Genomic DNA, 9,146 nt, shown 5'->3' with positions numbered 1-9,146 from the left:
CAGAAGTTTCATGTGATGTGTTACCACAAGACAGTACCAACATTTACCAGTGTGCATACAGTACCGAAACACTATGTTTAGATACGATATTTAACATCACACCAGGCCATTGGACACTATGCGATGGAACACAGCAAAAATCATATTCAATAGATAGTACCACAGGATGTATCACTTACACATCGAACGGAATCATAGGAAAAAGACACACTATGTATTATAGTATGTGATACATACATAGTGAAATATCTGCGACAGCGTACCAGTAGTAATCCAAATCATACCAACAGTATGTAGTAGAAGACACGATAAGCATAGGCACGACAGATAGCATTTGTGTACAGATAGAATAACAATAGTATTATGTGATGTAGACAATATCAGATGCCACAACTACCTGTAGTCAATTCACATACGAAACATCGACAACAGTTCTGTAGATGTCGTATGTAATGTGATAGCATTGTGTACAGATAAAGTGTTAGTCACAGACACAGTACAACATTACCAGTGTGTGTGGTATATAGATGGCAATAGCCATATGCATACAAGCAACAAGTGGACTAGGGAACATATTCAATAGATAGTACCACAGGATGTATCAATAGGAATCATAGGAATTACACTATGTATTATTCTGTGATACGTATGCGAAAGTAATACAAATCAAATTACCAACAGTAGAAACACTGTAGTAGAATAGGGAAACAGACAGATACATTTGTGCATGCAGGCATGTCAGCAGTCATCATTATCAATAATCACGATGCACAACTAGGCCGACAATACACACAAACATCGGCAACAGTTCTGTATGTGATACAGTGATATCAATGGTAATTACATCAATGTACAAAATTCTGTGTAGTACTACTGTTTTTAGATACGATATTTAACATGTACAGAAACACTATGTTTATAGATGACCAGGCATTGGACACTATGCGATGGAACACAGCAAGCAACAAGTGGACTAGGAACATATTCAATAGACAGTACCACAGGATGTATCACTTACACATCGAACGGAATCATAGGAAAAGACACACTATGTATTATAGTATGTGATACGATAAACAACATCTGCGACAGCGTACCAGTAGTAATCCAAATTACACCAACAGTAGATGTAGTAGAAGACACGATAAGCATAGGCACGACAGATAGCATTTGTGTACAATAGAAGCAGGCATGTCAGCAGACATATTGTGATGGCACGATAGATAACATCACAACACCAACAACAAACATCAATGGTAATTGCATCAATGTAACCTATACAGGAACGAATATAGGAGAAGACAAATTCTGTGTAGTAGTATGCGACAATACACTAGGCATATGTGATACCACAGAAGTCATCATTACAGTGTTACCACAAGACACAGTACCAACATTACCAGTGTGTGATACCTGTACCGAAACACTATGTTTAGATACGATATTTAACATCACACCAGGCCATTGGACACTATGCGATGGAACACAGCAAGCAACAAGTGGACTAGGAACATATTCAATAGACAGTACCACAGGATGTATCACTTACACATCGAACGGAATCATAGGAAAAGACACACTATGTATTATAGTATGTGATACGATAAACAACATCTGCGACAGCGTACCAGTAGTAATCCAAATTACACCAACAGTAGATGTAGTAGAAGACACGATAAGCATAGGCACGACAGATAGCATTTGTGTACAGATAGAAGCAGGCATGTCAGCAGACAATGTACAAATCGTATATTGTGATGGCACGATAGATAACATCACAACACCAACAACAAACATCAATGGTAATTGCATCAATGTAACCTATACAGGCACAAACATCGGCGAAGACCAGTTCTGTGTAGTCGTATGTGATACGACACTAGGCATATGTGATACCACAGAAGTCATCATTACAGTGTTACCACAAGACACAGTACCAACATTACCAGTGTGTGATACCTGTACCGAAACACTATGTTTAGATACGATATTTAACATCACACCAGGCCATTGGACACTATGCGATGGAACACAGCAAGCAACAAGTGGACTAGGAACATATTCAATAGACAGTACCACAGGATGTATCACTTACACATCGAACGGAATCATAGGAAAAGACACACTATGTATTATAGTATGTGATACGATAAACAACATCTGCGACAGCGTACCAGTAGTAATCCAAATCACACCAACAGTAGATGTAGTAGAAGACACGATAAGCATAGGCACGACAGATAGCATTTGTGTACAGATAGAAGCAGGCATGTCAGCAGACGATGTGAGCATTGTACTATGTGATGGCACGATAGATAACATCACAACACCAACAACAAACATCAATGGTAATTGCATCAATGTAACCTATACAGGCACGAATATCGGACAAGACAAATTCTGTGTAGTAGTATGTGATAATACACTAGGCGTATGTGATACCACAGAAGTCATCATTAGTGTTACCACAAGACACAGTGGTCTTATGTGTGATACATGTACAGAAACACTATGTTTAGATACGATATTTAACATCACACCAGGCCATTGGACACTATGCGATGGAACACAGCAAGCAACAAGTGGACTAGGAACATATTCAATAGACAGTACCACAGGATGTATCACTTACACATCGAACGGAATCATAGGAAAAGACACACTATGTATTATAGTATGTGATACGATAAACAACATCTGCGACAGCGTACCAGTAGTAATCCAAATTACACCAACAGTAGATGTAGTAGAAGACACGATAAGCATAGGTACGACAGATAGCATTTGTGTACAGATAGAAGCAGGCATGTCAGCAGACAATGTACAAATCGTATATTGTGATGGCACGATAGATAACATCACAACACCAACAACAAACATCACTGGTAATTGCATCAATATCACCTATACAGGCACGAATATTGGACAAGACAAATTCTGTGTAGTAGTATGCGACAATACACTAGGCGTATGTGATACCACAGAAGTCATCATTACAGTTTTACCACAAGACACAGTACCAACATTACCAGTATGTGATACATGTACCGAAACACTATGTTTAGATACGATATTTAACATCACACCAGGCCATTGGACACTATGCGATGGAACACAGCAAGCAACAAGTGGACTAGGAACATATTCAATAGACAGTACCACAGGTTGTGTAACTTATACATCAAATGGTATTATAGGTAGCGACACACTATGTATTATAGTATGTGATACGATAAACAACATCTGCGACAGCGTACCAGTAGTAATCCAAATTACACCAACAGTAGATGTAGTAGAAGACACGATAAGCATAGGCACGACAGATAGCATTTGTGTACAGATAGAAGCAGGCATGTCAGCAGACAATGTACAAATCGTATATTGTGATGGCACGATAGATAACATCACAACACCAACAACAAACATCAATGGTAATTGCATCAATGTAACCTATACAGGTACTAATATTGGCGAAGACAAATTCTGTGTAGTAGTATGCGACAATACACTAGGCATATGTGATACCACAGAAGTCATCATTACAGTGTTACCACAAGACACAGTACCAACATTACCAGTGTGTGATACCTGTACAGAAACACTATGTTTAGATACGATATTTAACATCACACCAGGCCATTGGACACTATGCGATGGAACACAGCAAGCAACAAGTGGACTAGGCACATACAGTATAGACAGCACTACAGGATGTATCACTTACACATCGAACGGAATCATAGGAAAAGACACACTATGTATTATAGTATGTGATACGATAAACAACATCTGCGACAGCGTACCAGTAGTAATCCAAATTACACCAACAGTAGATGTAGTAGAAGACACGATAAGCATAGGTACGACAGATAGCATTTGTGTAGAAATAGAAGAAGGTATGTCACCAGATGATGTAAGCATTGTACTATGTGATGGCACACTAGACAATATCACAACACCAACAACAAACATCAATGGTAATTGCATCAATGTAACCTATACAGGCACGAATATCGGACAAGACAAATTCTGTGTAGTAGTATGCGACAATACACTAGGCGTATGTGATACCACAGAAGTCATCATTACAGTTTTACCACAAGACACAGTACCAACATTACCAGTATGTGATACATGTACCGAAACACTATGTTTAGATACGATATTTAACATCACACCAGGCCATTGGACACTATGCGATGGAACACAGCAAGCAACAAGTGGACTAGGCACATACAGTATAGACAGCACTACAGGATGTATCACTTACACATCGAACGGAATCATAGGAAAAGACACACTATGTATTATAGTATGTGATACGATAAACAACATCTGCGACAGCGTACCAGTAGTAATCCAAATTACACCAACAGTAGATGTAGTAGAAGACACGATAAGCATAGGTACGACAGATAGCATTTGTGTAGAAATAGAAGAAGGTATGTCACCAGATGATGTAAGCATTGTACTATGTGATGGCACACTAGACAATATCACAACACCAACAACAAACATCAATGGTAATTGCATCAATGTAACCTATACAGGCACGAATATCGGACAAGACAAATTCTGTGTAGTAGTATGCGACAATACACTAGGCGTATGTGATACCACAGAAGTCATCATTACAGTTTTACCACAAGACACAGTACCAACATTACCAGTATGTGATACATGTACCGAAACACTATGTTTAGATACGATATTTAACATCACACCAGGCCATTGGACACTATGCGATGGAACACAGCAAGCAACAAGTGGACTAGGAACATATTCAATAGACAGTACCACAGGTTGTGTAACTTATACATCAAATGGTATTATAGGTAGCGACACACTATGTATTATAGTATGTGATACGATAAACAACATCTGCGACAGCGTACCAGTAGTAATCCAAATTACACCAACAGTAGATGTAGTAGAAGACACAACCACTATTGGCACGACAGACAGCATTTGTGTACAGATAGAAGCAGGCATGTCAGCAGACAATGTACAAATCGTATATTGTGATGGCACGATAGATAACATCACAACACCAACAACAAACATCAATGGTAATTGCATCAATATCACCTATACAGGCACGAATATTGGACAAGACAAATTCTGTGTGGTCGTATGTGATAATACACTAGGCGTATGTGATACCACAGAAGTCATCATTACAGTGTTACCACAAGACAGCACACCAATCTTACCAGTGTGTGATACATGTACCGAAACACTATGTTTAGATACGATATTTAACATCACACCAGGCCATTGGACACTATGCGATGGAACACAGCAAGCAACAAGTGGACTAGGAACATATTCAATAGACAGTACCACAGGATGTATCACTTACACATCGAACGGAATCATAGGAAAAGACACACTATGTATTATAGTATGTGATACGATAAACAACATCTGCGACAGCGTACCAGTAGTAATCCAAATTACACCAACAGTAGATGTAGTAGAAGACACGATAAGCATAGGTACGACAGATAGCATTTGTGTACAGATAGAAGCAGGCATGTCAGCAGACAATGTACAAATCGTATATTGTGATGGCACGATAGATAACATCACAACACCAACAACAAACATCACTGGTAATTGCATCAATATCACCTATACAGGCACGAATATTGGACAAGACAAATTCTGTGTAGTAGTATGCGACAATACACTAGGCGTATGCGATACGACAGAAGTTATTGTAAGCGTACTTCCTGTAAACGATACTATTACAGATACCATCTATGCTAATGATTCCATCATATTCTGTTTTGATACTATTTGTATAGATGGCAATAATCAACCAATTATAGAAGTTGGTAGAATAGTAGATGGGGCAGTGGTTGGTTTATATCGAGAAGACTGGGGTTTTGATACGCTTACTGGCTGTTTAATATATTATGGCAATGATACGGTAGAGGTAGATACACTAGTGTTTATTAGTTGTGACACTACAGTGATAATTCTTCATAAGTTACCAATTCCAGATACAATTCCAGATACAATCAAGATAGGTCAGACGGATAGTGTATGTGTACAGATAGAAGAAAGTATGGATGCAGACGATATTAGTATTGTGCTATGTAACGGCACATTAGATAATATCACTATGCCAACGACTACAATTAATGGTAGTTGCATCAATGTAACTTATACAGGAACAAACATCGGCGAAGATAAATTCTGTGTAGTAGTATGTGACAATACACTAGGCGTTTGCGATACAACGGAAGTCATTGTAAGCGTACTTCCTGTAAACGATACTATTACAGATACCATCTATGCTAATGATTCTACCATATTCTGTTTTGATACTATTTGTATAGATGGCAATAATCAACCAATTATAGAAGTTGGTAGAATAGTAGATGGAGCAGTGGTTGGTTTATATCGAGAAGACTGGGGTTTTGATACGCTTACCGGCTGTTTAATATATTATGGCAAAGACACGGTAGAGGTAGATACACTAGTATTTATCAGTTGTGATACTACGGTGATAATTATTCAGAAGCTACCAACAACAGAGACAATATATGATACTGGCGTGATATTAACACTAGATACGATATGTGTTGAGGTGGAGCCAATGATGAGTGGTATCATAACGGAGATAGAAGACTGTGGGCATAGTAACAACAGTGGCAATGTGTATACTTTAGATGAGAATGGCTGTATAGTGATAGACAGAAGTACAACTGCAGGCTATAATTTAGACACACTATGTATTATTAAGACCGACACGGTAACAGGAATAAAAGACACGACGGTACTAATAGTGAGTAATTTACCAGACCATTGCGACTTTATATCTGATACTACAATTGCATGTAACTTTAATGGAGAAGGCGACTATTGTATATCATTAGATTTGAATACTATTCAAAGGTATCAAATCTATATAGATGGTACGCTAAGTGCACAACAGTTTAGCAGTGCAAGTGGTTGTGGCGAGACAAGTGTAGAGGGAGGTTATAACTTTGAGATTACAAGATATGTAGACAATGTACCACACTTGTTAGAAGAGTGGAGTATCAATGATACGACAAGCATCTATCCAATGGTTAACTTTAATACATTAGCTGAGTTAGCAATTTATATGAATAGTGTAGACGCATCAGGCATGTGGTTTGTAGATGGACTGAATGTCAAGTCTGCCAATCCAAATTTATCGTACAGTACAGGCACAGGCATTCATTATTTTGCATGGACACCAGAAGCATCTACTTATACAGCACAGTATAATAATAGAATTAGCTATAGTGCTACTAAATTAACACTTACTGAAGGCTGTCATGAAGTGATTTTAGTAGATACGATGACAGGGTGTAGCGATACAGCACAAATATGTATCGTATGTCCAACCTGCGATAGTTTAATAGTAGAGGATACGATAGACTTAGTATGTGATAACTACGAAGGTAAATTGTGCTTACCAATACCAATGAATAGAATAGAGGATTATAACATTTATGTAAGTGGAGATTTATATACCTCAGGAATAGATATATGTGATGAACAGATAGTAGGAAGATACTCCATCAATGCACAAACCTATGTAGATGGAATACCACATACTTTAGAACAGTGGATAGTAAATGACAGCTTAACAATAACAGAGGCAGATAGCGTAAGCTTTACTACACTAGATGAGTTGGTAGCTTATATGAATAGTGTAAATCCAGAAGGAGCGTGGCGATTAAATGGTTTGACAATTTATTCAGACAATCCACATATTTTTGCAGATGCAACAGATACCATCATCTCCATATTCTCAGTATCACCACTGTTAAGTTCATATGTAAAACCAAACTACGAAATCACCTATTTAGGTAGCGAGATAGTAGTACCAGGTGGTTGTCATTGGGTAGTAGTAGAAGGCAAGGAGAACTTGTGTAGAGATAGTGTATGGGTATGTGTAGATCTCAGCGGCTGTATACCAGTGGATACGATTAGAGATACGACCTGTTATGGATGTCCGATAACAGTATGTTTAGATACTACACAGTTATCAGGTACAGTAACGAGTATTGCTACCTGCGATGACAATGCAAATGTAGAGATAACAGGCACAGATCCATGTATAGTATATACACCAGAGGATGGCTTTACAGGCAACGATACGATATGTATTACAGTATGCGATGACTTAGGCATGTGTGATACGACAATTATTATCATTACAGTAGAAGAGCCAAAAGATACTATAAGAGAGACACTACCAATCAACGAAACGGACAGCATCTGTGAGTTCACTACGCCGGCAGGCACAGCTATTACGATAACGGCATGCACAGGAGCGACAGCAGGCGTAGAAGACTATATTAGTTGGTACATTAATGAGGAAGGTTGCTTGGTTTACACGGCAGGTGATGTTAAGGGAACAGATACACTATGTATAAGTGCATGTAATGAGGACGGCGAATGCTTCGAGACTACGGTTATCATCACGGTAACAGGCGTGCCACCAGTAGCAAATAATGATACAGTGGTAACCGATGTAAACACACCAATTACAATAACGGTACTAGGTAATGACGAACAAACCGATAGTGATCCACTACAAGTATGTAGTCCAGAAGGTATCATTACAGCACCAGAGCATGGAAGTGTGGTAGTGAATACAGACGGCACGATAACCTATACACCACAGGTAGACTACAGAGGAGTAGACAGCTTCCAGTATGTAATCTGCGATCCAGATGGTAACGATACAGCATGGGTATTTATAGAGATAGAAAGCTGTATCATACCAAATGCGATCTCACCAAACGGAGATGGTATCAACGATACTTGGTACATACCATGTATAGAAGAGTCAGTAGATGTAGTGTTATGCGTTTACAACCGATGGGGCATAGAGGTGTATAGAAACGAGGCATATAGCAACTTGTCTGGCTGGGATGGCGAGTACAAAGGAGCACCACTACCAGATGGTACTTACTACTATGTGTTGAAATACTTAACCAGAGAAGGAGAGCAGGTGAACAAAGCAGGATTTATAGTCATTCACAGGTAATAGATAAGAAAAGAGAGAGAATACCAAAAAGCCAATAAGGCAGCGTGTAATAGAAGGCATGCTGCCCCAAAGGCAAAAAAGGGAACAATAAAAGGAACAAATAAAAAGA

The 9,146-nt window shown here is 38.7% G+C and carries 3 protein-coding genes; all 3 read left to right on the top strand.

Annotation, left to right across the window (positions count from 1 at the left end; translation table 11 throughout):
• The first annotated feature begins 17 nt into the window (after window positions 1-17).
• The 3 genes from H6553_10340 (at window position 18) to H6553_10330 (ending at window position 9,037) form a co-directional block, all read left to right on the top strand.
• The gene (locus H6553_10340; protein ID MCB9034225.1) at window positions 18-230 is read left to right on the top strand and encodes a hypothetical protein; all 213 of its coding nucleotides are present in this window, start codon (window positions 18-20) and stop codon (window positions 228-230) included.
• Between the two features lie 692 nt (window positions 231-922).
• Window positions 923-1,183: a hypothetical protein gene (locus H6553_10335; protein MCB9034224.1), complete on the top strand. Its 261-nt coding sequence runs from the start codon at window positions 923-925 to the stop codon at window positions 1,181-1,183.
• A gap of 186 nt (window positions 1,184-1,369) precedes the next feature.
• Window positions 1,370-9,037, top strand: a complete 7,668-nt coding sequence (locus tag H6553_10330) for a gliding motility-associated C-terminal domain-containing protein (GenBank protein ID MCB9034223.1) — start codon at window positions 1,370-1,372, stop codon at window positions 9,035-9,037.
• The last annotated feature ends 109 nt before the right edge of the window (window positions 9,038-9,146 follow it).

Source organism: Chitinophagales bacterium, assembly GCA_020636535.1.
Classification (GTDB): Bacteria; Bacteroidota; Bacteroidia; order Chitinophagales; family JADIYW01; genus JADJSS01.
Note: the sequence above shows the minus strand (reverse complement) of the source record. Positions and strands in the feature narration are given on the sequence as shown.

What these genes read in the sequence shown, in the direction of transcription:
- H6553_10335 (MCB9034224.1), top strand. Translation starts at nt 923, where the DNA reads ATGACCAGGCATTGGACACTATGCGATGGAACACAGCAAGCAACAAGT.